Raw genomic sequence first — 25,705 nt, forward strand, 5'->3', positions numbered from 1 at the left:
CGCCTTCGGGTGTCGCGGGTCAGTCCGTTGTCCGCCCCCGATCACCCATAAGGAGAAATTGCGCAGGTCAGAACGCGTCCGACGGCACGTAGGTCCCCCAGACCTCCCGCAGCGCGTTGCACACCTCGCCCACCGTGGCGCGGGCGCGCAGGGCGTCCTTCATCGGGTAGAGGACGTTGTCCGTGCCCTCGGCCGCCTTCTTCAGGTCGGCGAGGGCGGCGTCGACGGCCGACCGGTCGCGCTCGGCGCGGAGTTTGGCGAGGCGTTCCGCCTGCTGGGCCTCGATGGCCGGGTCGACACGGAGGGGCTCGTAGGGCTCTTCCGCCTCGAGCTGGAAGCGGTTGACGCCGACCACCACCCGCTCGCCCGAGTCCGTCTCCTGGGCGATGCGGTACGCGGAGCGCTCGATCTCGCCCTTCTGGAAGCCGCGCTCGATCGCGTTGACCGCGCCGCCCAGCTCCTCCACCTTCGCCATCAGCTCGACCGTCGCGGCCTCCACCTCGTCCGTCATCTTCTCGACGACGTAGCTGCCCGCGAAGGGGTCGACCGTCGCCGTGACGTCCGTCTCGTACGCCAGCACCTGCTGGGTGCGCAGGGCGAGGCGCGCGGACTTGTCCGTGGGCAGCGCGATCGCCTCGTCGAACGAGTTCGTGTGCAGCGACTGCGTACCGCCGAGCACCGCGGCCAGGCCCTGGACCGCCACCCGGACCAGGTTCACCTCCGGCTGCTGGGCCGTCAGCTGCACGCCGGCCGTCTGCGTGTGGAAGCGCAGCATCAGCGACTTGGGGTTCTTGGCGCCGAACTCGTCGCGCATCACGCGGGCCCAGATCCGCCTGGCCGCACGGAACTTGGCGACCTCTTCGAGGATCGTCGTACGGGAGACGAAGAAGAAGGACAGGCGCGGGGCGAAGTCGTCCACGTCCATGCCCGCGGCCACGGCCGTACGGACGTACTCGATGCCGTCCGCCAGCGTGAACGCGATCTCCTGCGCCGGGGACGCGCCCGCCTCCGCCATGTGGTAGCCGGAGATCGAGATCGTGTTCCACTTCGGGATCTCGGTCTTGCAGTACTTGAAGATGTCGGCGATCAGCCGCAGGGAGGGCTTGGGCGGGAAGATGTACGTGCCCCGCGCGATGTACTCCTTGAGGACGTCGTTCTGGATCGTGCCCGTCAGCCGGTCCGCCGGAACGCCCTGTTCCTCGCCGACCAGCTGGTACATGAGCAGGAGCAGCGCGGCCGGAGCGTTGATCGTCATCGACGTCGACACCTTGTCCAGCGGGATCCCGCCGAGGAGCACCCGCATGTCCTCGACCGAGTCGATCGCGACGCCCACCTTGCCGACCTCGCCGTGCGCGATCGGGGCATCGGAGTCGTGGCCCATCTGGGTGGGGAGGTCGAACGCGACCGACAGACCCATCGTGCCGTTCGCGATCAGCTGCTTGTAGCGCGCGTTGGACTCCACCGCCGTGCCGAAGCCGGCGTACTGCCGCATCGTCCAGGGCCGACCCGTGTACATGGACGGGTACACACCACGTGTGAAGGGGTACGCGCCGGGCGTCCCCAGCTTCTGGGCCGGATCCCAGCCCTCCAGCGCCTCAGGCCCGTAGACCGGCTCGATGGGCAGTCCGGACTCCGACTCGCGCGCCATGGTGTGTGCCTCCGTGTTGCTTGCCGACTCGTTGGTTACTCGCCAGTACAGACGACCTCGCGACGGACTGTAGCGGCGCCCGTGCGCCCGGTGGAGGGCCCCACGCTGGGACCTTGCTCACAGCAGCCCTACCACCCTGACCGCACATCTGCCGCTCCTGACCACAACCATGCCGCGTAGTTCGCGACGGGTCACGCGCGGGGAACACTTCAGGGGGCGGAGTAGGGGGCGGTGACCGGCATGACCATTGAGACAGCGGGGGTTGGTATGCGTACCAAGGGCATGGCGGGAAGATCGATGGCCGCCCTCGTGGCGCTCGTCGCGGTCTGCGGCTGCACGGCACAGGGCGTGGACGCGGACGGCAAACACCGCTCACCCGTGCACATCGACCTCCCGCGCACCCCGACGGCGAGCCACCCGCCGACGGCGAGCCGCACACCGGCCGGCGACAAGCCGAGCGGCACCTCCACGCCCGTGCCCGCGCCCGCCCCCGCCAAGGTCCTCTGGTCGGCGGGCGACAAGGGCACGGCCGTACGCGAGTTGCAGGCCCGGCTGCGGCAGGTCGCCTGGCTGTTCGACGGGCCGACGGGGACGTACGACGATCTGACCGTCACCGCGGTCAGGGGCTTCCAGGGCAAACGCGGGCTGCCGCGGACCGGCGAGACGGACGCCGTGACCTGGCAGCGGCTGGTGCGGATGACGCACGAGCCGACGAAGTGGGAGCTGTACGCGCTCGGCGGGCAGCCGGCCGCCGCACCGGACCCGCGCTGCATGACGGGCCGGGCGCTGTGCATCAGCAAGACGAGCCGGACGCTCCGCTGGATGATCGACGGAAAGACCGTCTCGACGATGGCGGTGCGCTTCGGCGCGCAGTACACGCCCACCCGTGAAGGTGTGTTCAGCGTCTACTGGAAGTCCCGTCACCATGTGTCGACGCTCTACGACTCACCCATGCCGTACGCGATGTTCTTCAGCGGCGGCCAGGCCGTGCACTACTCGTACGACTTCGCGGCCCGCGGCTACGCGGGCGGCTCGCACGGCTGCGTCAACGTACGGGACGAGGTGAAGATCGCGGCGCTGTTCGCGCAGGTCCGTACCGGGGACAAGGTCGTCGTCTACTGGTGAGGTGCGGGACGTGGGACTGAGACGAAGCCATTTTGTGTGACCTGCGTCACGCCAGGCATAGAAATGCACGGCCGCACGCGTCTTGGAGAGAGACGGGGGATGCAACGGGGGAGGCGGGGGCGCGGGCGGGACCGGGGGAACGTGTCCCGCCCGCGCCAACATGCACGGAGCCGTGGGTACGGGGGGAACCCCGGCTCCGTGCGACGGCCGATGACCAGTCGGCTCACTCATTACTGCGCCACCGCGGGCGAAAGTGTCACACCCGCGCGGAAGAAAAGTCCGAGGGCAACGAAACCGCAGGTCAACTGGGGTACGGAGCGGGTCTTCGCAGCTCAGGCGGGCGCACTCGCGCGCGGCGGGCCGTACGACGGAGCCGTCACCGTGGGTGCCGACGGCGAACTCGGCGACGTCGGTGACGTCTCGGACTTCTAGGACCTCTGGGACTTCTAGGACTTCTAGGACCTCGGGACCAGCGACGTGAGCGCGTGCCGCGACGGGGACGGGGACGGGGACGGGGTGACGATCAGGCCGTTGCCGCCGGGGGCGCTGCCGCCGGGGAGTATGTGATGGCCATCGCCATCACCTCCCCTGCCTCCGTTGTCCCCGTCGCCCGTGCCGTCTCCGTCGCCCTTGCCGTCCCTGTCACCCCTGCCGCTGCCGCTGTCCCTGCCGGAGCCCTCGTCGTCGCCGGGGTCGATCGCGCCCGAACCCGAACCCGAATGCCCTTCGGCGTAGGCGAGGACGCCCTTGCAGTACTTGTGCACCCGGAGGCCGCCGCCGGCCGCCTCCTCCAGGCTGCGCATCCGCTCGGTGCCCACGTCCTTGCCGCCGCGCACGTCGCGGCAGGACGAGAGCACAGCGCTCCACCATTCGCGTGAACGTGCCGGGTTCCGGCTGCTGTCCGCCCCAGGCCGCCCGCTCGCCGCGGAGCCCTTGTCCGCCTCGTCGTGCGAGGAACCGCCCTGGACCGGCGCGCCGCTGGTGCCGTCGGGCGTCGGCGCCTCGGATCCGCCGCCGTCCCCGATGGCTCCCGGCGACGACGAGCCGAGCGGCCGCTCGGGCGTCACGGCGGCCGACACCGACGCGGTGGGCCCGGGCTCGTCACCGCCGAACGGCGTCGGCAGCACTCCGGTTCCGGCGGCCGCCGCGACACCGCCGATCATCCCGGCGGCCAGCGCCGCCGCCACCCCCAGGCGCACGGGACGGCCCAGCCGACCACGGCGGGCGGCCCGCTCGGGGCGCCCGAGGCGTACGAGCCCGGCGTCGGCGGAGTGCGCGGCGCGGGCGACGGCGTGCGGACGCCCGCGGCCGCCCAGGACCTTCTCCTCGCCGTTCCTGCCCTGACGGGCCGTGCGGAACGCGGCCAACGCGGCGGCCTCGCCCGGGAGTTCCGCGCTGTTCGGGAGGGGGTCGGCGGCCAGTGCGCCCAGCGCCTCGGCGAGCTGTTCGGCCTGCTTCCGGGTGTCGGCGTCGACGGCTTCCAGCGACTCTCCCCGCAGCAGCCGCTCCGCGGCGTCCCGGTCCAGCCACCTGTACTGCTCGTCGGCCATCACATGTCCTTCTGCGTCCGCGAACGCAGATGCGTCACACCGGCGGACGTCACCGCGCGGGTGCGCGGCTCTCTTCGTGGGGGTCTTTGGGGGGCCCGCTGCGGGTCTCTTTGCGGGTCCCTCTGCGGGGGGAGCCCGTCGAGGCCGCCCGGGGATTCCGGGTCGTCGGCGCCGAGCAGCTCGGCGAGGCGCTTCAGACCGCGGTGCGCCGCCGTACGGACGGCTCCGGGGCGCTTGCCGAGCGTGTCCGCGGCGGACTTGGCGTCGAGGCCGACGACCACCCGGAGCACGACGGCCTCCGCCTGGTCCTGCGGGAGCTGGGCTATCAGAGAAAGGGTGCGGTCGGTGGCCAGGGACTCGATCGCCTCGCCCGCGGTGTCGGCCTCGCCGGGTTTGCCGGTCAGCTCGGTCTCGTCGCCGCCGATCGCGGGACGGCGCCCGCGCATGCGTATGTGATCGAGCGCGCGGTTGCGCGCGATCCGGGCCGCCCAGCCCCGGAACCGGTCCGCGTCACCGCTGAACCTCTCCAGGTCCCGGGCGATCTGCAACCAGGCCTCGGAGGTGACGTCCTCCGCGTCCGGGTCGCCGACCAGCGTCCGTACGTATCCGAGCAGCCGTGGATGCACGGCGCGGTACACAGTCCGGAACGCGGTCTCGTCCCCGTCCTGTGCCGCAAGCACCGCGGCGGTCAGCTCCGCGTCGTCCCCCAGCACCCGCGCGCCCCTCTTTGCGCCTGAACCGGCGCCGCTCTCGCGGACCGGGTTGCTCGCCGTTGTGGTTCCTCAATTGGTGGTTGCGGTCCTAGGCCCCTCATGGGTGCGGTCGTCCGTCCTCCGCGCCCCGGCGCGAATGGCACGTTACGGCCTGAAACCGTTCCCCGTCCATGTTCGTACAGCATGCAACTAACCCGTGATGGAGTGAACTAAGCCGTGACGGAGTGAGGTGTGACAGAAAACGCATCCACGGCGCTGTAGAGAGTACGGGCCGCCGCGCGGCCCGTGCCGCGCGACGGCCGGGGCCTCTCCTGTGGGGGGTGGCGGCCCCGGCCGTTGCCATCGGCGGATAGGGGCGGGATCCCGCTACTTCGACTTCGTCGCCTTTTCGGCCTTCGCGGACGCTTCAGCCTTCACGGCTTTCTCCGCCTTGTCGGCTTTGTCGGCCTTGTCGGCCTTTGCTGCCTTCGCGACTTTCTCGACCTTATCGGCCTTATCGGCCTTTTCCGGCTTGTTCGACTTCGTCGATTTCACAGATTTCACAGGCTTTGGCGATGATTTGTCGTCCTTGACCTTCTTGCTCTTCTTCCCTTTATGGCCCAGATCGCCCCGATTGCCCCGATCGCCCTGATTGAGCTGATCGCTCTTCTCGTCCGCCCTCCGCGCGCCCGTGGGCCGAACCCCCGTGTCGGCCCCGGGCGCGGCGGACGAAGCGGCAGGCGCGGCGCTCGAAGGGCGGGGCCGTCCCTCGGGGGCGTCGCCGGGCACCCCGCCGACGGCCGCCACCGCCACGCCGCCGAGCGTCAGGGCGGCCGCCACCACGGCGAACGTGGTCCGCAGCGAACGCCCCGCCCGGCGCTCCCCCTTCGGCCGCCAGTCGTCGCGGCGTCGGATCCGGGCCGCGCGCGTCCCCTGTTCGCGCGCGACCCGGAAGGCTGCGACGGCCCGGGCCTCGGCCTCGGCGTCAAGGGCCTTGGGGCGCATGGCGGCGGCGAGGAACGCGTCGAGGCGTGCCCCGCCGTCCGGTCGCTCACCCATGTCCGCGCCCACCCCTGCCTGCCGGCCCCGTGCCGTTCATCCCGACTCCCCCAGCGTCCGGGAGCCCTCATCCGTCACACCCTCGGCGGCGAGCTGCTGCGCGAGGCGCTTGAGGCCCCGGTGGGCGGCGGTGCGGACCGCGCCCGGACGCTTGCCGAGGACGCGGGCGGCGGCGGGCCCGTCGAGACCGACGACCACGCGCAGCAGCACCGCCTCCGCCTGGTCGCGCGGCAGCCGGACGACCAGTTCGATGGCGTACTCGGTGGAGAGGGACTCCAGGGCCTGGTCGGGGGTGTCGTGCGTGCCGGGCAGTTCCAGTACGTCGTTCTCGAGCGCCGTCGCCTGGGGCCGTACCCGCTGGCGGCGCAGATGATCGAGGGCCCGGTGACGGGCGATGGTGGCGGTCCAGCCGCGGAATCCGGCGCCGTCGCCGCGGAACCGGCCGAGGTCGCGCGCGATCTCCAGCCAGGCGTCGGACGCGACGTCCTCCGCGTCGTTGCCGACAAGCCCGCGCAGATAGCCGAGCATCCCCGGCTGCACCATGCGGTACGCCACCGCGAAGGCGGCCTCGTCCCCCCGCTGGGCCCGCGCGACAGCCGCACCCAGCTCCCCGTCGTTCGCCCGTACCCGGCGGGGTTCCCCTCCCTGGCCCAATACCGTCCTCGCCCGTACCGATTCGTACCGCGTGCACGCCGTGCGACACGATGGCCGTGTCCACGCCCCCAAGGTCATCAGCGTCGGACGGGACGGAAGTGTCACAGTGCGTCAGATGTGCCCAGCGGGAGGCTCATTGGGCCGAGGAGACCTTGAGTGACGCACCACACACATGGTTCGTGTGATGTTCACTGGCCCTTTGTGCGCTGAATAGAGGGCCACCCTTATGTCGGGTGGTTTGTTTGTGGAGTTTTTCTAGGGGTGGGGTATTTGAGTCGCCGTAAGACCCATGCGTACAAGCCGCTGAGTCTGAAGCGAAGGACATGGCTGACGTTGGGGGCCGTTGTCGCGGGCGGGGCGGGTGTCGTGACGTACGCCGTCGCCAGTCCGAGCGGCGACGCGGCCGACGACGTCGCACGCGGCAAGCGGCCCGTCGAGGTGCACGACCTCGCGCTGAAGGCCGGCACGAGCGGCAGCCGGGAGCTGGCGCGGACCACCACCGAGGCCTTCTCGATCGTGGGCGTCTCCTGGACCGGGGCCGCCCGCGAGCTCGACGGGACCGCCCAGGTGCGCACGCGCGGCACCGACACCGGTGAGTGGAGCGGCTGGCGGAACCTGGCTCCCGGGCTCCCCGTCGACCGGACGGAGCCCGGGGCGAAGAACGCCCGCGGCGCATCCGATCCGCTGTGGGTCGGGCCGAGCGACGGCGTCCAGGCGCGCGTGCTCGCGGCCGACGGATCGGCACGTGCCGGGCTGCCCGAGGGACTCGAGGTCAACCTCGTCGACCCGGGCGTCACCACGACGGAGGCCAGGAACAAAGGCCTCGACACCAGCGGCACCGGCACCGGCACCGACCTGAGCAACGCCGCCTTCGTCGCGAAGGATCCGTCCCAGACGCCGACCGGAACCCCGTCCGGGTCCGCCACCGAGACGGGCTCCGAGCCCGCCCCGGCCCCCGGCGACTCCGACTCGGCCTCCGCGACGGCGACCGCGACCTCGACCGCGACGACAACCGCCCCCACCGCCCCCGCCTCGACCGTCGCCCGGCCGTCGATCGTGTCCCGTACCCGATGGGGCGCCGACGAGTCGGCGGTCGCCGGCTCGCCGCAGTACATCGACAGGATCAGCGCCGTCTTCGTGCACCACACGGCCGGCTCGAACGACTACAGCTGCGCCCAGTCCGCGTCGCTCGTGCGCGGCATCATGGCGTACGACATCCAGGTCGCCCAGCGCGGCGACCTCGGCTACAACTTCCTCGTCGACAAGTGCGGCCGGATCTTCGAGGGCCGTGCCGGCGGCGCCGACCTGCCCGTGCGCGGCGACCACACCTACGGCTTCAACGGCGACTCGACCGGCATCGCCGTCCTCGGTGACTTCGAGGGCAGCGCGGCCTCGGCCGCGGCCAAGCCGTCCCGGTCCGCCGTGGAGTCCGTGGCCCGTCTCGCCGCGTGGAAGCTCGGCCAGTACGGCGGCAACCCGAGCGGCACCGTCACGCTGACCGCCGACGCCGACACCGGCGTGTACGCCAAGGACGCCCAGGCCACCCTGAACGTGATCTCGGGCGGGAAGGACGCGGCCACCACCACGTCCCCCGGCAAGAACCTGTACGGCAAGCTGGGCGAGGTCCGGCGGTACGCGTCGAGCCCGGGCCGCAGCTCCGCGATCCCGACCGCCGACTACAACGGCGACGGCGTCAGCGACCTGGTCGCCGCCACGCCCAAGCAGGGCAGCGGCTGGCTCACGCTCGTGCCGGGCGGGATCAGCGGTCCCGTCTCCGCCTCGAAGCTGAAGCTCAACCAGGGCAGCACGGGCGTGCCCGGCGCCGCCGAGTCCGGCGACCAGTGGGGCGCGGCCACGGCCTGGGGCGACATCAACGGCGACGGCTACGCGGACCTCGCGGTCGGCGCGCCCGGCGAGGACGACACCACGCACGCCGACCGCGGCGCGGTGACGATCCTGTACGGCCCGAAGTTCGACACCGGCGCCGACACCATGGCGCTCGGCGACGACTACAACCCCAACAGCGCGCACTTCGGCGCGACCGTCGCGGTCGGCGACTTCAACGCGGACGGCAAGGCGGACGTGTTCACCGCGGCCACCGGCACCGGCGGCAACTGGGTGGCCCGGTTCGCCAACGGCCAGGAGACCGCGGGCGACATCACCACCGTCTCCGGCGCCCTCGCCTACGCGGACGCCGCCTCCGGCGACTTCAACCGGGACGGCTACGCGGACGTCGCCCTCACCTACCGCGACGCGTCCGGCGTCGGCAGGGTCACCTGGTTCAAGGGCTCGAAGGCCCTCGGCCTGTCCAAGGTGTCCACGCTCACCGTCAAGGGCGGCCGCTCCCTCGCGGCCGGTGACGTGAACGGCAACGGCTACGACGACATCGTCATCGGCCAACCGTCCGCGAGCGAGTCCGGCGGCAGCTCCGGCGGCCAGGTCACCCTGGTCCCCGGCGCGTCCACCGGCTTCACCACCACCGGCATGACGACGGTCCACCAGGGCACGACGGGCGTCGAGGGCGCCTCGGAGTCCGGGGACGCCTTCGGCACCTCGGTCTCGGTGGGCGACGTCAACGCCGACGGTTACGCCGACGTGCTGACCGGCGCCCCGAGCGAGGACATCACCCGCGACGCGAAGAACCGCTCCAACGCGGGCTCGGTCTGGCTCCTCAAGGGCGCCTCGTCCGGCCTCACCGGCACGGGCTCGCTCGCCCTGTCCCAGGACACGGCGAACATCCCGGGCTCCACGGAGACCGACGACAAGCTGGGCTCGGCGCTCTCCCTGAGCGACGTCACGGGTGACGGCTACGCCGACCTCACGATCGGCGCGGAGGGCGAGGACACCGGCACCGGCACCCTGCTGTACGTGCCGGTGACCGGCGGCACGGTCACCACGGCCAAGGCCGTCTACTACGGCATCGCTCAGCTGGGCACGTCGACGGGCGGCCGGCTGGGGCAGGTCCTGACGCCGTAGCCGCGTCCGAAACGAGCAGGCGGAGGCCGGGGCCCCACGGGGCCCCGGCCTCCGTGCGCCGGCCCCGCCCGGCGCCTCAGTCCGCCGCGTCGCGGCACAACAGGCGCAGCGAGCCGTCGCCCAGGTAGCAGCGGCGGGCCTCGTCGATCGGGTCCCACAGCCGCCCGTCGGGCGTACGCACCCAGTGGTCGCCGCCGGTCGTCCACCACTCCCCGCCGGTGTGCCGGACCACCACCTCGCCCGTGTACGCGCCGAATCCGCGCAGCACGGCCTCGACGGCGGCGTACGGCGCGCCCTCGCGGCGTATCCCTTCGATCATCCGGTCGACGCGCCACAGGCTCTGCGCCGAGTAGTCGAGCCGCAGCCGGGCGCCCTCGCGCATGGTCGCGACGGCGTCGGCGGCCCAGCGGACGGGCTTCGCCGCGGCCTGGGGCCGGGTCACCTCAGTAACGTTCACACCCGGAAAAGCGCGTTCCGGCCAGGATTCGTCACGCGTTCCGGAGGGGTTCCCGACACCGGCGCAGGACCGCCCCACCCCGACCGCAGGACGGTCACAGGATTCTCCCAGGGGACGGGTTTACGCAGCTGGAAGCACGTGTGCGGTCGCGTTCAGGCCCGGCCGCGCGCCCGTCGGGAGACCACCGCCCGCAGCACGCGCCGCCCCTCCGTCGACACGTCGAGGGCCCGGCGCAGTCCGCCCGCGCCATGGCCCGCGACGAGTTCCAGGACGGTGACCTGGCGGCGCAGTTCGGCGGCGACGAGCGGCGACATGCCCTCCGTACGGCCCTCGCGGCGGGCCGAGACCGGGCCGGGGCCGTCGTCGGCGGCGTCGAGGAGCCGGTGGATCTGGAGGGCTGCGACCGAGCAGGCGTCGGCCCACTCACGCAGGGCGCCGGCCGCGGGCTGCGCGGGGACGGCGTCGAGCATGCGGCGGGCGAGTCCGCAGGCCTCGTCCTCGGCCTCGGTCGGCTCCGCGTCGGCGGCGCCCAGTTCGGCCCGTGCCTTCGTGAGCCGTTCCTCCCACTCGCGGCCCTCCACGAGGCTCGCCCACAGCGGCCGCAGGACCTCGTCGTCACCCCCGAGGAGCGGTACGCAACGATCCAAACAAGCCAACCCGCTCGCCGCGAGCCCCCGTTCATCGGCCTCCGCGATCAGTTCCACCAGGCTCATCGTGACTCCTCGAAACGCCTCGCCGGGGCGCCTTTTCTCACGGAGCCCGCACTTCCCCTTACTGCGTGCGACAGCCCGGGAGTGTCACAGCGGCACCACACCGAGGCGGTCGAGGAATCGAAAGAAGAGGTTTTCGGCCAACGGCTCCGAGGGGTCGGGGTCCACGCCCAGCACCTGCGCGAGCGGCCCGGGGGCCACGGTGTGCCCGGCCTCCGCGGCCCAGGCGACGGCGCGTTCGGCGGCCTCGCCCGGGGTGAGGAAGTAGTCCTCGACACCGAGCCCCTCCTGCTCGCCGTCACCGGGGCCGCCGGCCAGGTACCCGGCCATGGCGCGGCGGGCGAGACAGGTCGTCCAGGCACCGCTCTGCGGCGCGGCGGCCTCTACGGCCACGCAGACGCTGTTCATGACGTATCCGAACAGGGCGGGCGCGCCGGTCTCCCGGGCGAGCGCGTTCATGCTGCCGACGTCGCCGTCGCCGCTCGGGTACTCCCACACCTGCCAGCCGCCGGGCGCCGTCTGCAACAGCGTCATGCCGGACGCCGCGGTCAGGGCGCCCAGCTCCGCGAGCGGCCGCTCGCTTCTGCCCACGACGAAGTATCCCCAGTAGGCCATTCCCGTCCCCCGTCCGCGCGGCTCGGCTGTTCGACCCGCGCCGAATACACCACAGCGGGACGGGAGCGCGCTGCCGGAATCGGGCAATCCGGAGGTGGGCTCACACCTCGACCGATACCGGGCCCCGCCGTGCCTTCTCGTCCTGCATGCGCGTCAGGCGCAGGACGAAGAGAATGGCGAGGACGGCCGCCACCATGTCGACGACGTCGGAGAACAGCATCTGACCTGCGGCCTTATGGATTTCCGGAGCCGTCTCGGCCTTCCGGTAGGCAGTCGACGCGAGGCGGTCGGCGAGCAGCGAGACGACCCACACCGCCCACCAGGCGTTGATGCGGGCGCGCGAGGGGCGCGGCGCGGCGGCGAGGTCGCCGTCCCAGAGGGCGTCGGGGCCGCTCGCGTCCCAGATGTCGAGAGCGATCCGGCGCGGGAACCACAGGTTCACCACCGGTACGAACCAGCCCCCGATGGCCCACCCCCGCGACTTGCTCTGCCGGTCGGGCGCGAACACCTCGGCGTTGACCCGCACACGGTAGAACCAGACCAGGAAGACGATCATGGTCGCGATGAGGGCGGCCACCTGCGCGACCCCGGCCGCCGCGTAGAGCGCGTCCGCGCGGTCGGCCTTGTCCTGCATCCCCGCGCCGAATTCGCCGTCGGCGAGGGCACCCGACACGTCGTACATGTTGAAGTCCGCCACCACGGCGAACACATCGGCGGCGATGACCACCCCGAGCAGCGCCGCGGTGGCCCTCCCGAGCCCGACCGGCGACCGCAGCCAGGACGGCTGCCCGCCCGGCGCGTACAGGGGCGCCGCACCGAGCGGCGGAGCCGTCGGCAGCGCACCGGGCGGCGCGGACCCGGGCCCACCGGGCGGCGCGAACCCGGGCCCGTCGGACTGCGCGAACCCGGGTGCGTCAGGCTTCGGGGACGCGGGTGCGGCCGGCTGCGGTGCCCCGGCGGCGGCGTCCGGTGTCGCGGGCACCGTCGACTCCGTTGTCGTGCCGTTCGCGCAGTTCGTGCAGAGTCCCTCGGGCGTCGACGCGGCGCGGTGCCGGCAGCGCGTGCAGAGCATGGTGGAACGTCCCCCAGGTGTGTGGTCGGTGAAAGCCACACGGGGCTCTCCCCAGAACCTCACGCATGGCACGCGGAACATACGGTCCACGGACCCCGTACGTCCACCGGGTTCCCCCGGGCTGTCAGCCCAACTGCCTCGCCAGCGCCCGGAACTCCGTCCAGGACAGCGTCGGCGTCCGCGGATCCCACAGCTTCTGGGTCATCGCCCGCAGCGGCATCCGGATCCCGGCGGCGACCTGGTCCTGGGTCTGCGAGGCCGCGAGGTCGCACCACACCGCGAAGACCCCGCCGAGGATCTGGGCGTCGTACCGCGCGGGGACGGCCGTGCTGCCGCGCACGACGCGCGGGGTCCACTGCTGGTAGATCCGCTGCCCCGTCGGGTAGACGAAGGTCTGCGGCTGGCCGAGCACGTAGTAGAGGTACTCGTCGTTGTAGTTGATGAGCTTGCGGCCCGCGCTCAGGTACTCGGCCGGCTGCCGGGCGCCGATCTCCTTGCCGGTCCAGTAGGCGACCTGGATGTCCTTGGCCGGCCGGACCGTGCCGGCCGACCGGTAGAAGCCGTCGTTCCACGCCCGCATCGTCCGGTGGTGCGCGCGCATGTTGTCGGCGCGGCCGTTGAGCCAGCCGGTCGTGAGGTCCGCGACGGTGGCGTTCGCCCCGTACTTGTTCCGGGCGGCCGCGGCGAGCTGCGGATAGGAGGCCGACGGATCGGACACCATCAGCGCCTGGTACTCGTCGCCGCCGAGGTGCCAGTACGCGCCGGGGAACAGATCGGCGTACTCGTTCAGCAGGTCGTCGACGATGGTCGCGGCGGCGGGCTTGGAGATGTCGACGGCCCCGCGCGCGGGGACCCCCGAGGCGTTGCGCAGCTGGAGGTCGGGGTGCGCGGCGATCACCGCGCCCAGGTGACCGGGCGAGTCGATCTCGGGCACGACGGCGATGTGCCGGCTCGCCGCCAGGTCGACGATCCCGCGGACCTCCGCCTTGGTCAGGTGCTGCCGGGACACGATCTCCGGATGCGAGGCCGACTCGATACGGAAGCCCTGGTCGTCGGAGAAGTGCAGGCCCAGCTCGTTGTACTTGAGGTCGCCCAGTTCCCGTATGCGGTCCTCGATCCAGCCCGCCGTGAAGTGCTTGCGCGCGATGTCGAGCATGAGGCCGCGTCGGGGCTTGGCCGGCCGGTCGCGTACGACGCCCTCGGGCGCCGTACCGCCGCCGTGCACCGCCTGCTTGAGGGTGCGGGTGCCGTAGAAGACGCCCGCCTCGGCGGGGGCGGCTATCCGCACCCGGCCGCCCCGCACGGTCAGGGTGTACGACTCCGGGCCACCGGTGCCCTTGTCGAGCGCCAGCTCCACGTCTCCCGCCCGGGCACCGGTCCGGCCCGCGTACGCCAGCCCCAGCTCGCCCGCGGTCAGCTTGCCCTCGTCGGCCAGTGCCGCGTCGCCCACGACGACCCGGCCGCCCTTCGCCGGACGCCAGCCCGGCCCCCGGGCGGCCGTGTGCTCCCGTACGGCGGGAATCGTGCGCGGTGCCTTCGACAAGGGGTAGGCGCGGGTCGGTGACGGGGAGGGCGTACGGGTCGCGGCGGCGGCCGAGGAGGCGGTGGACGCCCGCGCACCGGCCGGCTCGCTGCCGCCGGAGGGCCAGAGGACGGCGGTCACCCCGAGGGTGCCCGCGACGATCAGCCCGCCACCCAGCAGCAACCTGTTGCGCCTGACGGGCGTCCTCCCCTCGGGGACGCGCCGCCTGCGGCCGCTCACCACGCCACGTCCCGCACCGCGCCGCGCACCACGTAAGTACATTCGGCACATATTGACCGCACGCCACTCACCTCCACACCGACTCCCCGTTCCGAACCTACGACCTCAGCACGCCGCGTATGCCCTTCAGAGGTTCCGAAACTCTCCCGTCCGGGTGAAATTCGGGCATCCGTCGGACAGCCCACGATCCACCTCGCTAGCGTGGCGCGCATCTCTCACACCCTCCCCTGCCGACACCCACGTGACGTCCACACGACCTCACCGGATCCCGCCGAGGACCCCCGCTGCCTTCGCACCGTCTTCCACGACACGGCCGGCTCACCCTGCCGGCGCAGACCCGCACCCCGGCCGCCATGGGCCTGGAGCGCTTCAACGGCGTCCGCGTCGACGATGCCGAGCGCGCCCTCCTCACCTGCTGCCGCAGTCTGCGCTGGGCCCGCCGCGTCGCCGACCACCGGCCCTATCCGGACCTCGACGCGCTGCTCGCCGCGGCCGACGAGGCGGCGTACGACCTGGCGCCCGCCGATCTCGCCGAGGCGCTCGCGGGCGAGTCGCTGACCCTGCTCCCGGACGACGCGTACTCCGTCGCGCACACCGCGCTGAGCGCCGCGCACGCCGCGTACGAGAGCCGCTTCGGGCATGTGTTCGTGATCTGCCTGGACAACGCCCCGCCCGGGGAAGCACTCGATCAGGTGCTGGCGGGCATCCGGTCACGATTGACAAACGATCGCGAGGAGGAACGCGTCCTGGCGGCGGAGGAGCTGCGGCGACTGGCGCGCGGACGGCTCGCCCGCCTGGTGCGCGACTTTTCCCCGCGGCCCGCACTCCAGCGCACCCCGTGAGGGCGCGGGGCCAGGGCCCCTCCGCCGGGCCCCGCGCAGTAGCCCGTTTGATTGCCAGTTCGATCACATCGGTAGGGCCGCTGTAAGCGTTCCGACAACACGTCGCTACGATGGCCGGGGCCGGTGGACCGTACCCGGCCGGGCCCGACCGACATCGAAGCCGGCAGGCCCCAATCCCCGCTTTCGGAGGGTTCTTCCGTGCCGGCTGGAACGCTGTACCGCGGCCGGGAAGGAATGTGGTCCTGGGTGGCTCATCGAGTCACCGGCGTCCTCATCTTCTTCTTCCTGTTCGTACACGTGCTGGACACCGCTCTTGTCCGTGTCTCCCCCGAGGACTACGACAAGGTCGTGTCCACGTACAAGACGCCGATCGTCGCCGTGCTGGAGTACGGCCTGGTCGCCGCCATCCTCTTCCACGCGCTCAACGGCCTGCGTGTCATCGCCGTCGACTTCTGGTCCAAGGGCCCGCGCTACCAGAAGCAGATGCTCTGGTCCGTGGTCGTCCTGTGGCTCGTGCTGATGATCGGGGCGATCTACCCCGTCCTCGGCCACGCCGCTCGTGAACTGTTCGGGAGCTGACGCAGATGTCCACGACTGATACCGCCGCCTCCGGGATCGGCCCCGTAGAGGGCGCCTCGCTGTACGGCGTCGACAACCCGGCGCCCGTCATCGAGTCGCCGCGCAAGCGGACGAAGAAGACCCCGAAGTCCACCCGTGGCAACTTCGAGATGTACGGCTGGCTGTTCATGCGCCTGTCCGGCATCGTGCTGGTCGTCCTGGTCCTCGGCCACCTGCTGATCCAGCTCGTCCTCGACGGCGGCGTCTCCAAGATCGGCTTCGCCTTCGTGGCAGGCCGCTGGGCGTCCCCGTGGTGGCAGGTCTGGGACCTGGCCATGCTGTGGCTCGCGATGCTGCACGGCGCCAACGGCCTGCGCACGATCATCAACGACTACGCGGAGCGGGCGAACACGCGCCTGTGGCTGAAGGGCCTGCTGTACACCGCCACGGTGTTCACGATTCTGCTGGGCACGCTGGTGATCTTCACCTTCGACCCGAACATCCGCTAGGCACGGGGCTGAGGCAACCACCATGAAGATCCACAAGTACGACACCGTCATCGTCGGCGCCGGCGGCGCCGGTATGCGCGCCGCCATCGAGGCGACGAAGCGCAGCCGCACCGCCGTGCTCACGAAGCTCTACCCCACCCGCTCCCACACGGGCGCCGCGCAGGGCGGCATGGCCGCCGCGCTGGCCAACGTGGAGGAGGACAACTGGGAGTGGCACACCTTCGACACCGTCAAGGGCGGTGACTACCTGGTCGACCAGGACGCCGCCGAGATCCTGGCGAAGGAGGCCATCGACGCCGTCCTCGACCTGGAGAAGATGGGCCTTCCCTTCAACCGGACGCCCGAGGGCAGGATCGACCAGCGCCGCTTCGGCGGTCACTCCCGCAACCACGGCGAGGCGCCGGTCCGCCGGTCCTGCTACGCGGCCGACCGCACCGGTCACATGATCCTCCAGACGCTGTACCAGAACTGCGTGAAGGAGGGCGTGGAGTTCTTCAACGAGTTCTACGTCCTCGACCAGCTCATCGTCGAGGAAGACGGCGTCAAGAAGTCCGCCGGCGTCGTCGCGTACGAGCTGGCGACCGGCGAGATCCACGTCTTCCAGGCGAAGGCCGTGATCTACGCGTCCGGCGGCACCGGCAAGTTCTTCAAGGTGACGTCGAACGCGCACACGCTGACCGGTGACGGCCAGGCCGCCGTCTACCGTCGCGGGCTGCCGCTGGAGGACATGGAGTTCTTCCAGTTCCACCCGACCGGCATCTGGCGCATGGGCATCCTGCTGACGGAGGGCGCCCGCGGTGAGGGCGGCATCCTCCGCAACAAGGACGGCGAGCGCTTCATGGAGAAGTACGCGCCGGTCATGAAGGACCTCGCGTCCCGTGACGTCGTGTCCCGCTCCATCTACACGGAGATCCGTGAGGGCCGCGGCTGCGGTCCCGAGGGCGACCACGTCTACCTCGACCTCACGCACCTCCCGCCGGAGCAGCTGGACGCCAAGCTCCCGGACATCACGGAGTTCGCGCGTACGTACCTCGGCATCGAGCCCTACACGGACCCGATCCCGATCCAGCCCACCGCGCACTACGCCATGGGCGGCATCCCGACGAACGTCGAGGGTGAGGTCCTCTCGGACAACACCACCGTCGTCCCGGGCCTGTACGCGGCCGGCGAGGTCGCCTGTGTCTCCGTGCACGGCGCCAACCGGCTCGGCACCAACTCGCTGCTCGACATCAACGTCTTCGGGCGTCGCGCGGGCATCGCCGCGGCCGAGTACTCGGCGAAGGCCGGCTACCTCGAGCTGCCCGAGGACCCTGCCGCGCAGGTCGTCTCGCAGGTCGAGCGCCTGCGCGCCTCCACGGGCACGGAGCGGGTCGCCACGCTGCGCCTGGAGCTCCAGGAGACCATGGACGCGAACGTCATGGTGTTCCGCACCGAGCAGACGATCAAGACGGCGGTCGAGAAGATCGCGGAGCTGCGCGAGCGGTACCTGAACGTCTCGATCCAGGACAAGGGCAAGCGGTTCAACACGGACCTCCTCGAGGCCATCGAGCTGGGCAACCTGCTCGACCTGGCCGAGGTCATGGCCGTCTCCGCGCTCGCCCGCAAGGAGTCCCGCGGCGGTCACTACCGCGAGGACTACCCGAACCGCGACGACGTCAACTTCATGCGCCACACCATGGCGTACCGCGAGGTCGGCGACGACGGCACCGAGTCCATCCGTCTCGACTACAAGCCGGTCGTCCAGACCCGCTACCAGCCGATGGAGCGTAAGTACTGATGGCTACCCCGACCCTCGACAAGGCGGACAGCAAGCCCGAGGCGGGCTTCGCCGACTCGCCGTACATCACGGTCACCCTCCGGATCCGCCGCTTCAACCCGGAGATCTCGGCCGAGGCCGCCTGGGAAGACTTCCAGCTGGAGATCGACCCGAAGGAACGCGTCCTCGACGCCCTGCACAAGATCAAGTGGGACCAGGACGGAAGCCTCACCTTCCGCCGCTCCTGCGCGCACGGCATCTGCGGCTCGGACGCCATGCGGATCAACGGCAAGAACCGTCTGGCCTGCAAGACGCTGATCAAGGACATCAACCCCGAGAAGCCGATCACGGTCGAGGCCATAAAGGGCCTGACGGTCCTCAAGGACCTGGTCGTCGACATGGAGCCGTTCTTCCAGGCGTACCGGGACGTGATGCCCTTCCTGATCACGAAGGACACCAACGAGCCGACGCGCGAGCGACTTCAGTCCGCCGAGGACCGCGAGCGCTTCGACGACACCACGAAGTGCATCCTGTGCGCCGCGTGCACGTCGTCGTGCCCGGTGTTCTGGAACGACGGCCAGTACTTCGGTCCGGCCGCGATCGTCAACGCCCACCGCTTCATCTTCGACTCGCGTGACGAGGCCGGGGAGCAGCGCCTGGAGATCCTCAACGACAAGGACGGCGTGTGGCGCTGCCGCACGACGTTCAACTGCACGGACGCCTGCCCGCGCGGTATCGAGGTCACGAAGGCGATCCAGGAAGTGAAGCGGGCGCTGATCACGCGCCGCTTCTGACATCCCCTTCCGGTACATCGCCGAGGGCCCCGCTCCTGTCCGGAGCGGGGCCCTCGGTGCGTTCACGCCGTCAGCCGCGCAGGACGCGGCCCTGCTTGTCGGTGCGGTCGTTGCTCGTGAAGAACAGGATCGCGTCGATCAGCGCCCACAGGCCGAGGCCACCGCAGGTGAAGAGCTGGCCGAGGGCCACGCCGGTGGAGCCGACGTAGAACCGGCCGGCGCCGAAGGTGCCCAGGAAGAGCTGGAGGACGCCGGCAACGACCTTGGACTTGTCGGAGTACGGGCGGCCCTGCGGGTCGACGCCGAACGGGGCTTCGGGGGTGGGGACGGTCATGAAAAACGCTCCTGGATGACTGAATGCGACCGGAGCGGACCGCTCCGGGGACTCCCAGGAGGGACCCATGGCAGAGATCGCCAAAGATCGTGTGCACGTCATCCCCCCTGTGACGTGTGGAGCGTACGGAGATCCGTGGGACCAGCGGGAGAGGGATCGCACTATCGTTCCCATCCCGTGATCAAATTCCGGCCAAGTCCTGGCCATGCCCTCACCAAGGGGGCCGGAAGTCCGGACGGGGACGCGGATCACCGGACGGGGACGCCGATCACCGGACGAGGTTGCGGACCACTACCCACGCGACCGCCACCAGCAGCACCACCGCCTGGGTACGCGCGCTCGGTTCGGGCCGCCACCGCCGGCCGCGCACACCCTCGAGGAACCAGCGCGCCAACAGCCCGAGCGCGAACGGGGAGGCGAGCAGCAGCAGCCTGTTGTCGAGCCAGGCCGCGGTGAAGTGACCGTGCATCAGGTCGTACACCATGCGGGTGCCGCCGCAGGCCGGGCAGAGCAGCCCGGTGACGAGCCGCAGCGGGCAGCGGGGCAGCACATGGCCCGGCTCGTGCGGGTCGGTGGTGTAGAGGTAGCAGGCACCGGCGGCCCCGGCGGCGAGCACCGCGAGGGGTGCCGCCGCCGGGTGCCGCAGGAAGCTCAGCGGCGCGCGGGCCGGTTCAGCCACGCAGGATCCGCCCGTGCTGGTCCTTGGCCTCGTTGCCCGCGAGCAGCATGACCCCGTCGATGAGCGCCCAGATGCCGAGGCCCCCGCAGGTGAAGAGCTGGGCTATGCCGATGCCGACACTGCCCATGTAGAAGCGTCCGACGCCGAAGCTGCCCAGGAAGAGCTGGAGGAGACCCGCCACGATCTTCGACTTGTCGGAGTACGGGCGGCCGTAGGGGTCGTAGCCGTAGGGGGCGTTGGGGTCGCCGGTGTACGTGCCCGGCGGGACGGCACCCGGCGGGTATCCGGGCTGCTGGTAGCCGTAGCCGTACTGGCCTCCCGGCTGCTGGTACGAGCCCGGCTGACCGGCCGCGTACGGGTTCGGTCCGCCGGGCGGGGTCGCGCCGGCGTTCGGATAGCCGTACCCGGGCGGCTGGTTGGGGGGCGGGGACTGCGGGGGCTGCTCACTCAAGGCGGTTGACTCCGGGGTTGTGGTGCACAGGACGCCGAACACGGCTGTCGGTCATCTTGCAGGAGTGGTGGGCGGGCCGGGAAGCCGGGGCCGGTCTCGTCCGCCCCCCCCGGTGCGTCCGGACCCGGATTCACAGTTGGCTCAGGATCGTCGGATCCGTGATCTCCGTGTCCTTCGCGAGCATCGTCGCCTTGCTGAGGACGACCGCGAGCGTCCGGTCGCCCTCGAAGGGGAGATAGCCGGTGCCCGGGGCGGCGGCGCTCGCCTTCGGGACGATGCACAGGTACTGGTCGTTCGGGGTCATCAGGATGTTGCCCGAGCCCAGGTGGATCTTGTACGTGTGGCGCTCGCCCTTGACGTGCAGGAACCGGCCCTCGATCGAGCAGCGGTCCGCGATCGCGAGCCGGGGTATCAGGCGTTCCAGCAGGGCACGGCGGGTCTCGGCGCTCTGGTTCAGCTCGCCGAAGCCGTAGGACGTCCAGTACTCCTGGAAGCGGCCGCCGGGGCCGCCGTCCTGCCATGTCGGGTCGTTGCCCACGCTGGCCACGCCGACGAACAGGTCGACGTCGCGCAGGACTTCGGACAGCACGAGGGGCGGGATGTCGGTGAGCGGAACGGGCTCGACGGGGTCCGCCCCGTCGCGCAGCCACATGCGGTACTCGCCTCCGTAGCAGTGCGCCGAGTTCGCCGGGGCGTCGATCGGGTAGAAGCGGACCTGGTCGGTGCGCAGCCGCAGATAGCTGCCGGACTCGGTGGTGTCCTCGCCGTACTCCTCCCCGTCACCCTCGATCCAGTACTCGGCGCGCAGCCCCCACTGGGGCAGCTCGCGGGTGGCGGGCGGTGCCTCGTCGTCGACGCACAGACGCAGCTTGTTGCGCCAGCCCCGGATCGCCGCGAGGGAGTTGAACTGGTGCTGGCGCACGACATGGGCCGCGAACCGGTTCGAGTACGTGCCCGTCGTGCGCTCGGCGTCCGTGAGCAGGTACACCTCGCGGTGGGCCTGCTTGAAGGGCTGGGTGATCGCGTGCCGCTCCAGCCAGTCCCGCCAGGCGACGACCTCGGCGGGCTCGCGTCCGACCGGGTGCCAGAGGGTGACCTCGGAGCCGGCCTTGACGGGGGTGCCGCCGAGCGTGCGCGGCTCACCGTCGGCGAACCCGACGGAGGTGCCGTCGACGCTCCACAGGAGGCGGCGGGCCAGGGTGCCGACCAGCGGGTGGTCGAGGTACCGCTCGCGCCAGACGTCGTACGCCCAGGTGCGCCGGGCGAGGAACTGCCGGTCGAGCCGCTCGCTCTGCGCGCTGAGCATCCGGTCGATGTCCTTGGCCGCGGTCTTGAGTTCCTTGAGCTCCTCGGCGTGGTCGCGGCGCACGGCGGCGGGCACGCTCCTGACCTCCTTGCCCGCGGCGTTGCGCCAGCTGAGCACGGTTTTGGTGCCGTGCACGTCGAGCAGCGCGGTGACCTCGCCGAACCGGTGCTCGGCGTGGCCGACCCCGGTGAGCCCGTACCCGGGCACGGCCAGCTCCTCGATCTCCTCGCGGCTCAGGCCGAGCGCGGTGGCCCGGGTCTGAAGGGCCGTGTCGAGCAGCTTGGCGGTGTTCTTGTACGTCACCCGGGTGGCCAGGCGCGCCAGTTCGGCGAGGGCGGCCTCACTGTCGATGCGGGAGAGCGCGATGACGCCGGCGTTGGCGACCTTGGGGTTGCGGGGGCCGAGCCCGGCGACCTTCCTCAGGGAGGTCTCGACGAGCGCGCCGAGCGTCCTCGGGGTGCCGGGGTGCGGCGGCAGCAGCGAGACCAGCCAGGCGAGCCCGCGCAGGGCGTTGGCGTTGTAGGGGTCGTAGGCGTGGTTGTGGTCCGGCTCGTACGCCGTCCCGCTCTCCAGCGGGAACGTGCGGGGGCGGCCGACGAGGGTGAGCCAGGACAGTACGGCCGCGCGGACGCGGTCCGGGCCGAGCGCCCCGATGATCTCGTGGGCCCGCTTGTCCCACTTGGCGGTGGGCTTGGAGGCGGTGGCGGTGAGCGCGTGCGCGAGCAGGGCCTGCCAGTCGGGGCCGGCGGCGTCCTGGAGGGCGCGCTCGGCCCACTCCTCGCCGACGTTGAGGACGGGTTCGGTGAGCTTCCCGGCCAGCTCGGTGAGGTGGTCGGCGCGGTAGGCGACCAGGGCCGAGCGGCGCAGGACCGCGACGACGGCGGGCGCGAGGGGGCGGCCCGCTGCCAGCTCCGCCTCGGCCAGGACCTCCAGCCGCGATCCGTACCAGAACGAGTGCTGCCGGGCGAGTTGGTCGAGCTGCTTCAGCCGCTCCACGGAGAACAGTTCGTCGGGCAGGTCGCGGGAGACGACCGCCGCCAGGGTCAGCGCGTGGCGCCGGCCGGCGGAGCCCTCGTCGAACTCCTGGCACCGCTGCGCCAGGGCGCCCGCGAGCCGCAGCCGCTCCTGCCTCGGCAGTTCGCGCAGGATCTCCAGTATCTCGGCCCAGCCGCCGCCCCAGTGGCCGCGGTTGTGCTCGGCGGCCTTGAGGACCACGTGGGCGAGCCGGCCCATGTCACCGGCCGCGATCTGGTTGCGCGCGCGTTCCAGGTGGGACGTCGGGGTGTGGTGCGCCATCGTCAGCCACCCACCAGCGCGACGAGCTTCAGGAAGGTGACCTCGGTGCCGAGCGTCAGCTCGATCTCCTCGTCGAGGCCGGTGATCTGACGGTCCCCCACCAGCACCAGGAACCCGTTTCCCGCGAAGGCCTTCAGCGCGAGGCGTGTCTGCGCCTCGGGGTCGATCCGCCGGCCCGGCCGCACCGCGTATCCGTTCAGCACGCGTTCGGTGTCCTCGGGCTGCACGAGCCCCTGGAACACCTGCGGCGTACGCGCGTTGTACTCGGCGACCTCCTGGAAGACCCGCCGCCGGATCAGCTCGCGCAACGCGAGCCGCTCCTCGGCGATCTCAAGTCCCCAGCCCCCGCCACGGTTCCCACTGGTCGTCTCGTCGACGAACGTCACCAATCCCATGCCGCCGACAGTACGAGGCACCACTGACAACGCCCCTGGATCGATCAGAACTGGGGGACCTGGGGGAATGCCCACCGCCTCCCCCCATCGAGTGACCCCCACGGTCAGCCCCCGTCGGCGGTGGCGTGACCGTACCTAATCTGATGGCATGTCAGATGACCAGTCGTACGAGCTGCTCGGTTTCGACAACGTGCTGTTGCCCGTCGGGGATCTCGACGAGGCGGTGGCCTTCTACGAGCTGGCCGGGTTCCCGCTGGCCTTCCGGCTCGACGAGGCCGGGATCGCGCTGCTGAAGGTCGGGGGCGAGACGCCCGGTGTGCTGCTGCGGCAGGAGGACGAGCTGACGCGCCGCCCACCCCTGTGGGCCTCGCCCCGGGTCTGGCTGGAGGTCCGGGACGCCCGGATCGCGGCCCGCACCCTGGCCGGCGCGGGCGTGACGCCCCTCGACGCCCCCTTCCCCGTCGCCACCGGCTGGACGGTCGAGGTCGCCGACCCCTGGGGCAACGTCATCGGCTTCACCGACTACAGCAAGCGCCCCGAGCTCGGCCGCCGTTCGGCGTGACGGTCCGGCGTCACCGTTCGGCGTGACCGCCACGACCGCTCGCCACGGCGGCTGTGACGACCGTCGCATCCACCCCGCCCCCGTCCGCTTGAACGTGTTCAAAAACGGGTCTACATTCGTCTCGACAGCGTTTTGAACGCGTTCAAGAAGGGGTGGGGACATGGACCTCACAGTCGTCGCGTACGTCATCTACCTGCTGGTCAGCATCAGCCTGACCATCTGGGTGGCACGCACGCTGAGCCACAACGGGCGGATATTTCTCGCCGACGTACTGCACGGCAACGAGAAGCTCGCCGACGCCGTCAACCACCTCCTGGTGGTCGGCTTCTACCTCGTCAACCTCGGTTTCGTCGCGCTCTACCTGAACAGTGACGACGAGATCGCCGACGCCCGCGGCATCTTCGAGGCACTGTCGACCAAGCTCGGCGTCGTGCTGCTCGTGCTCGGGGTCATGCACCTCGGCAACGTGTACGTGCTCAACAAGATCCGCCGGCGCGGAGTGATGGAGCGCGAGCAGCTGCCGCCCGTCGCCCCGCAGGGCTGGGTCGCCCCGACGACCGGGGCGTGAGCGGGATGACCTCCCCGGCCACCGCCGGCCCGGACCGGGACGCCGCGCGCGTCCCGGTCCGCGGGCTCACCGTCCTGTACGACGCCCAGTGCTCGCTCTGCACCTTCCTGCGCGACTGGCTCGTCAAGCAGCGTCAGCTCGTGCCCCTCGAACTCCTGCCGGCGGGATCCGACCGGGCCAGGGCGCGCTTCCCCGCGCTCGACCACCGGGCGACCCTCGACGAGATCACCGTGGTCGGCGACAGCGGTCAGGTGTACCGCGGCTCCGCCGCCTGGGTCGTGTGCCTGTGGGCGCTGCGCGAGCAACGGCCGCTCGCCCACCGGCTGAGCACCCCGCGCGGGGCCGTGTTCGCCAGGGGCGCGATGCTCGCCGCCGCCAAGTGGCGCGAGACCCGGCAGGGCGGGCAGTGGGGCGGCGGCTCGTACCACGTGGGCGACGGCTGGACGTACCACCCGGCCTCCGGGTGGACCTACAGCCCTCCCGGCTGTGACAGCGGCACCTGCTCCACTGGTTAGGCTCGTTCCCGTGCCCGCGAAGAACGACAGTCCCGAAACCGGCCCCCCGGCCGAAGAGGGCGCCGCCCTCACCAAGTCCGAGCAGACCCGCGCCCTGATCCTGGAGACCGCGATGCGGCTGTTCCAGGAGCGGGGATACGACAAGACGACCATGCGGGCCATCGCCAAGGAGGCCGGGGTCTCCGTCGGCAACGCGTACTACTACTTCGCCGGCAAGGAACATCTGATCCAGGGCTTCTACGACCGGATCGCCGCCGAGCACCAGGAGGCGGTCCGGGAGGTGCTGGACCGCGAGACCGATCTGGAGGCCCGGATCGGTGGCGTACTGAAGGCCTGGCTGGACATCGCCACGCCGTACCACGAGTTCGCGGTGCAGTTCTTCAAGAACGCCGCCGATCCGGACAGCCCGCTCAGCCCCTTCTCCGCCGAGTCGGAGCACGCGCGCGTGGAGGCCATCAGCGTCCACCGCGAGGTGCTGGCCGGGACCCGGACCAAGGTGCCGGACGAGCTGCGGGACGTGCTGCCCGAGCTGATGTGGCTCTCCCAGATGGGGCTCGTCCTGTACTGGGTCTTCGACCGTACGGAGGGGCGCGAGCGCAGCTACCGGCTCGCCGAGCGCGGCGCCCGCCTCACGGCCCGCGGGGTCTCCCTGGCCCGCTTCCGCGTACTGCGGCCCCTCGTCCGCGAGGTGCACGAGTTGTTCACGGACTTCCTGCCGGGGATGACCAACGCGCTGCCGGATCCGGCCAAGGCCAAAAAGCGGCAGGGGAACCCACCGGGGGCGCCCGCGTCCGCCGACGCCCCCTGACGGGCGCGGTCC

26 protein-coding genes are annotated in these 25,705 nt (G+C 71.4%); 11 read left to right on the forward strand and 15 right to left on the reverse strand.

Annotation, left to right across the window (positions count from 1 at the left end; translation table 11 throughout):
• Window positions 1-67 precede the first annotated feature (67 nt).
• Window positions 68-1,648 (reverse strand): methylmalonyl-CoA mutase family protein, encoded by a 1,581-nt coding sequence (locus GTY58_RS17705; RefSeq protein ID WP_010984813.1) that lies wholly within the window; start codon window positions 1,646-1,648, stop codon window positions 68-70.
• A 267-nt stretch (window positions 1,649-1,915) separates the two neighbouring features.
• On the opposite strand from GTY58_RS17705, the gene GTY58_RS17710 reads away from it, so the two are divergent.
• Window positions 1,916-2,773 carry a L,D-transpeptidase family protein gene (locus GTY58_RS17710; RefSeq protein WP_010984814.1) on the forward strand — a complete coding sequence of 286 codons (858 nt, stop codon included), beginning with the start codon at window positions 1,916-1,918 and terminating at the stop codon, window positions 2,771-2,773.
• A 455-nt stretch (window positions 2,774-3,228) separates the two neighbouring features.
• On the opposite strand, the gene GTY58_RS17715 is transcribed toward GTY58_RS17710, so the two are convergent.
• From GTY58_RS17715 to GTY58_RS17730, 4 genes are all read right to left on the reverse strand, one after another.
• On the reverse strand, window positions 3,229-4,323 hold the full coding sequence (locus GTY58_RS17715; RefSeq protein WP_037644927.1) for a hypothetical protein: 1,095 nt from the start codon (window positions 4,321-4,323) through the stop codon (window positions 3,229-3,231).
• Window positions 4,323-5,036, reverse strand: coding sequence for an RNA polymerase sigma factor (locus GTY58_RS17720; protein WP_010984816.1), 714 nt, complete (start codon window positions 5,034-5,036; stop codon window positions 4,323-4,325). Before GTY58_RS17720 ends, GTY58_RS17715 begins: the two co-directional genes overlap by 1 nt.
• A gap of 366 nt (window positions 5,037-5,402) precedes the next feature.
• On the reverse strand, window positions 5,403-6,074 hold the full coding sequence (locus tag GTY58_RS17725) for a hypothetical protein (protein ID WP_137951353.1): 672 nt from the start codon (window positions 6,072-6,074) through the stop codon (window positions 5,403-5,405).
• A 36-nt stretch (window positions 6,075-6,110) separates the two neighbouring features.
• Complete coding sequence (locus tag GTY58_RS17730) at window positions 6,111-6,728, reverse strand: RNA polymerase sigma factor (protein ID WP_037644925.1); 618 nt, start codon at window positions 6,726-6,728, stop codon at window positions 6,111-6,113.
• 333 nt (window positions 6,729-7,061) lie between these two features.
• Here GTY58_RS17730 and GTY58_RS17735 point away from each other — a divergent pair, with 333 nt between their 5' ends.
• Window positions 7,062-9,704, forward strand: coding sequence for an FG-GAP-like repeat-containing protein (locus GTY58_RS17735; protein ID WP_237528811.1), 2,643 nt, complete (start codon window positions 7,062-7,064; stop codon window positions 9,702-9,704).
• Between the two features lie 76 nt (window positions 9,705-9,780).
• On the opposite strand, the gene GTY58_RS40730 is transcribed toward GTY58_RS17735, so the two are convergent.
• The 5 genes from GTY58_RS40730 to GTY58_RS17760 form a co-directional block, all read right to left on the reverse strand.
• Window positions 9,781-10,086 carry a hypothetical protein gene (locus GTY58_RS40730; RefSeq protein WP_237529382.1) on the reverse strand — a complete coding sequence of 102 codons (306 nt, stop codon included), beginning with the start codon at window positions 10,084-10,086 and terminating at the stop codon, window positions 9,781-9,783.
• Window positions 10,087-10,313: 227 nt separating this feature from the next.
• Window positions 10,314-10,874, reverse strand: coding sequence for a hypothetical protein (locus GTY58_RS17745; RefSeq protein WP_010984821.1), 561 nt, complete (start codon window positions 10,872-10,874; stop codon window positions 10,314-10,316).
• An 84-nt stretch (window positions 10,875-10,958) separates the two neighbouring features.
• Window positions 10,959-11,486 carry a hypothetical protein gene (locus tag GTY58_RS17750; RefSeq protein ID WP_010984822.1) on the reverse strand — a complete coding sequence of 176 codons (528 nt, stop codon included), beginning with the start codon at window positions 11,484-11,486 and terminating at the stop codon, window positions 10,959-10,961.
• A gap of 100 nt (window positions 11,487-11,586) precedes the next feature.
• Window positions 11,587-12,597, reverse strand: coding sequence for a DUF4328 domain-containing protein (locus GTY58_RS17755; protein ID WP_306292871.1), 1,011 nt, complete (start codon window positions 12,595-12,597; stop codon window positions 11,587-11,589).
• A gap of 85 nt (window positions 12,598-12,682) precedes the next feature.
• Window positions 12,683-14,362 carry a glycoside hydrolase family 20 protein gene (locus tag GTY58_RS17760; protein ID WP_171033182.1) on the reverse strand — a complete coding sequence of 560 codons (1,680 nt, stop codon included), beginning with the start codon at window positions 14,360-14,362 and terminating at the stop codon, window positions 12,683-12,685.
• Window positions 14,363-14,604: 242 nt separating this feature from the next.
• Here GTY58_RS17760 and GTY58_RS17765 point away from each other — a divergent pair, with 242 nt between their 5' ends.
• From GTY58_RS17765 to GTY58_RS17785, 5 genes are all read left to right on the forward strand, one after another.
• Window positions 14,605-15,162: a 2-oxo-4-hydroxy-4-carboxy-5-ureidoimidazoline decarboxylase gene (locus tag GTY58_RS17765; RefSeq protein WP_237529383.1), complete on the forward strand. Its 558-nt coding sequence runs from the start codon at window positions 14,605-14,607 to the stop codon at window positions 15,160-15,162.
• Window positions 15,163-15,360: 198 nt separating this feature from the next.
• A complete protein-coding gene (gene sdhC, locus GTY58_RS17770) occupies window positions 15,361-15,741 on the forward strand; it encodes a succinate dehydrogenase, cytochrome b556 subunit (protein WP_010984826.1) in 381 nt (126 codons plus the stop codon).
• A 5-nt stretch (window positions 15,742-15,746) separates the two neighbouring features.
• Entirely contained in the window at window positions 15,747-16,229 is a 483-nt protein-coding gene (locus tag GTY58_RS17775) for a succinate dehydrogenase hydrophobic membrane anchor subunit (RefSeq protein ID WP_010984827.1), read from the forward strand.
• Window positions 16,230-16,251: 22 nt separating this feature from the next.
• Window positions 16,252-18,006 (forward strand): succinate dehydrogenase flavoprotein subunit, encoded by a 1,755-nt coding sequence (sdhA, locus tag GTY58_RS17780; protein ID WP_010984828.1) that lies wholly within the window; start codon window positions 16,252-16,254, stop codon window positions 18,004-18,006.
• Complete coding sequence (locus GTY58_RS17785; RefSeq protein ID WP_010984829.1) at window positions 18,006-18,779, forward strand: succinate dehydrogenase iron-sulfur subunit; 774 nt, start codon at window positions 18,006-18,008, stop codon at window positions 18,777-18,779. Before sdhA ends, GTY58_RS17785 begins: the two co-directional genes overlap by 1 nt.
• Before the next feature lie 70 nt (window positions 18,780-18,849).
• Here GTY58_RS17785 and GTY58_RS17790 read toward each other — a convergent pair whose 3' ends face one another.
• From GTY58_RS17790 to GTY58_RS17810, 5 genes are all read right to left on the reverse strand, one after another.
• Window positions 18,850-19,113, reverse strand: a complete 264-nt coding sequence (locus GTY58_RS17790; RefSeq protein ID WP_010984830.1) for a TM2 domain-containing protein — start codon at window positions 19,111-19,113, stop codon at window positions 18,850-18,852.
• A 268-nt stretch (window positions 19,114-19,381) separates the two neighbouring features.
• On the reverse strand, window positions 19,382-19,792 hold the full coding sequence (locus tag GTY58_RS17795; protein WP_010984831.1) for a DUF2752 domain-containing protein: 411 nt from the start codon (window positions 19,790-19,792) through the stop codon (window positions 19,382-19,384).
• Window positions 19,785-20,243: a TM2 domain-containing protein gene (locus GTY58_RS17800; RefSeq protein ID WP_037645220.1), complete on the reverse strand. Its 459-nt coding sequence runs from the start codon at window positions 20,241-20,243 to the stop codon at window positions 19,785-19,787. The genes GTY58_RS17795 and GTY58_RS17800 overlap by 8 nt, the downstream gene beginning before the upstream one ends.
• A 130-nt stretch (window positions 20,244-20,373) precedes the next feature.
• Entirely contained in the window at window positions 20,374-22,845 is a 2,472-nt protein-coding gene (locus GTY58_RS17805; protein WP_010984833.1) for a DUF4132 domain-containing protein, read from the reverse strand.
• Between the two features lie 2 nt (window positions 22,846-22,847).
• Window positions 22,848-23,240, reverse strand: a complete 393-nt coding sequence (locus tag GTY58_RS17810) for a hypothetical protein (RefSeq protein WP_037644919.1) — start codon at window positions 23,238-23,240, stop codon at window positions 22,848-22,850.
• A 148-nt stretch (window positions 23,241-23,388) separates the two neighbouring features.
• Here GTY58_RS17810 and GTY58_RS17815 point away from each other — a divergent pair, with 148 nt between their 5' ends.
• From GTY58_RS17815 to GTY58_RS17830, 4 genes are all read left to right on the forward strand, one after another.
• A complete protein-coding gene (locus tag GTY58_RS17815) occupies window positions 23,389-23,802 on the forward strand; it encodes a VOC family protein (RefSeq protein ID WP_010984835.1) in 414 nt (137 codons plus the stop codon).
• A gap of 160 nt (window positions 23,803-23,962) precedes the next feature.
• Complete coding sequence (locus tag GTY58_RS17820; protein WP_010984836.1) at window positions 23,963-24,370, forward strand: hypothetical protein; 408 nt, start codon at window positions 23,963-23,965, stop codon at window positions 24,368-24,370.
• A 5-nt stretch (window positions 24,371-24,375) separates the two neighbouring features.
• Window positions 24,376-24,885, forward strand: a complete 510-nt coding sequence (locus GTY58_RS17825; RefSeq protein WP_037644917.1) for a DCC1-like thiol-disulfide oxidoreductase family protein — start codon at window positions 24,376-24,378, stop codon at window positions 24,883-24,885.
• Between the two features lie 10 nt (window positions 24,886-24,895).
• Window positions 24,896-25,693 carry a TetR family transcriptional regulator gene (locus GTY58_RS17830; protein ID WP_010984838.1) on the forward strand — a complete coding sequence of 266 codons (798 nt, stop codon included), beginning with the start codon at window positions 24,896-24,898 and terminating at the stop codon, window positions 25,691-25,693.
• The last annotated feature ends 12 nt before the right edge of the window (window positions 25,694-25,705 follow it).

This window comes from Streptomyces sp. SID5469 (assembly GCF_009862865.1).
GTDB classification, from domain to species: Bacteria; Actinomycetota; Actinomycetes; order Streptomycetales; family Streptomycetaceae; genus Streptomyces; species Streptomyces avermitilis.